The sequence below is a fragment of the Roseiconus nitratireducens genome (assembly GCF_008629675.1).
GTDB lineage: Bacteria > Planctomycetota > Planctomycetia > Pirellulales > Pirellulaceae > Stieleria > Stieleria nitratireducens.
Genome location: NZ_VWOX01000054.1, coordinates 1 through 1,745 on the forward strand (window position 1 = coordinate 1; position 1,745 = coordinate 1,745).

Annotated in this window: 1 protein-coding gene; it reads left to right on the forward strand. The window is 51.6% G+C overall.

The window, feature by feature from the left end; genetic code table 11:
• Positions 1-1,134: 1,134 nt before the first annotated feature.
• Complete coding sequence (locus FYK55_RS28645) at positions 1,135-1,668, forward strand: SMI1/KNR4 family protein (RefSeq protein WP_150080046.1); 534 nt, start codon at positions 1,135-1,137, stop codon at positions 1,666-1,668.
• The last annotated feature ends 77 nt before the right edge of the window (positions 1,669-1,745 follow it).

The following is a 1,745-nucleotide window of genomic DNA, read 5'->3' on the forward strand; positions in this document are numbered from 1 at the left end:
TGTGAATGAGCATTGGTTACCTGTGGCATCGCCGTCAAACCCTGTGTTTTGCAGTCAGAAATGTGCTGATGGCCCGTTGGTACGTTCCTTCGGGCGGTGTCCCGAATGCGGTCAACGTTGGGACGAACATGGTTGCGAGAAGCACTATCGGAATAACATGTGGACGATTTGCGCGGACTGCTCAAGAGATACGCAATGTTGCGCTCGCTGCGGCACTAAAGTCAGCGGGTCGACGGAATATCGACGACAGACAAACCAATCCGGAGAACCGTCGGAACGGAGGACGATGGATTGAATACCGGTTTGGTTGGTGCGCGATGGATCTACGATCCTCCGGTCGAACACTGCTTCATAGAATCACAGAACAATGACATGCACCGAAGCACGCGATTTGGTGTTTGTTAAAGATGGACAATCAATCGCGCGTGCTCGGTGATGTCCGACGTTCGTCGGATGAAAGCCTATGCCGAAAGATGCAAGAACCAATCCCTACGCATCATCGACGAGCGACGGTGATCTTCAGGGCCGGAAGGGCAGCCGATCGGCTAATGTTTTAGACATTCTTTTTACGATGGCTTCGGTGCTTCTACTCGTTACGTTCACGGGTACTCTCTATGCTGCAATTGAAGGGTATGGCCGGTTCTCTACCCTTCGGCCAATTCACATTTCCGCTTTCCTGGGAATTGTCACAACCTTTTCTTTGGTCTCCTCGTATCGCTCGCGAGAGAGATATTTGCTGCTACTTGTCAATTGCCTGGTTCTGGTTGGTTGCATAGGCTTTATTTCATTGTTTGTATTTCTCTCGCTTGCTCCACGGCCTCCCTTCATTTTACGGCACCATCCGAGTTGGGCTCTGGGATATATCGTGGCAGGCTACCGCCTTACAGGCCAAGGATGCCCAAGTTCAGCTTTCAACGAACACTTGTAACTGAAAGGTCCCACGTCACCACCGTTAGCCGGTACGATGACGTTCATTGAATCACCGCTGCAGACGCCAACACGGACCGAGGCAGTCGACGAACCATCCGATGCACCCGAGTCCGCGAATGTGGGTGTTTCGAAAATGGACGATCAACCGCGCGGACCGGGTGATCGGTAACGTTACGTCTCTGAATCCACTTTGCATTTGCTTCCATGGAACCATTTCACGACTTTGATTTGTCGGACTTCTGGGAGCCTAGCGAATACGCCGATGAGGAATACGTTGGTAAACCATTCACTGATGAGGATGTCGACGATGTCGAACGCGAGCTTGGCTACAAGTTGCCAGCATCTTATCTCGCATTGATGCGAACCCAGAACGGCGGACTCTCACGAAACACGTGCTACCGAATGACTGAACCAACATCTTGGGCGCACGATCATATTGCGATTGAAGGGATGTATGGGATTGGACGCGAAAAGGACTGTTCACTATGCGGCGTCACGGGCAGCAAATTCTGGCTGGAAGAATGGGGCTATCCTGCAATTGGCATTTACTTCGGCGACTGCCCATCGGCTGGGCATGACATGATTTGTTTAGACTACCGCAAATGCGGGCCAGATGGCGAACCAAGTGTTGTTCACGTGGACCAAGAATCCGAATACAAAATTACATTCGTCGCGAAGGACTTTGAAACGTTCATCCGTGGTCTTGAACCCGAAGATGCGTTCGACAATGAGACGTAACCAAAAAATGCACCCGAGTCGCGAAGTCGGGCGTTATGGCAATGGAGAATCGCTCGTCGCGACCGGGTGATTTTGGC

What these genes read in the sequence shown, in the direction of transcription:
- FYK55_RS28645 (WP_150080046.1), top strand. Translation starts at nt 1,135, where the DNA reads ATGGAACCATTTCACGACTTTGATTTGTCGGACTTCTGGGAGCCTAGC.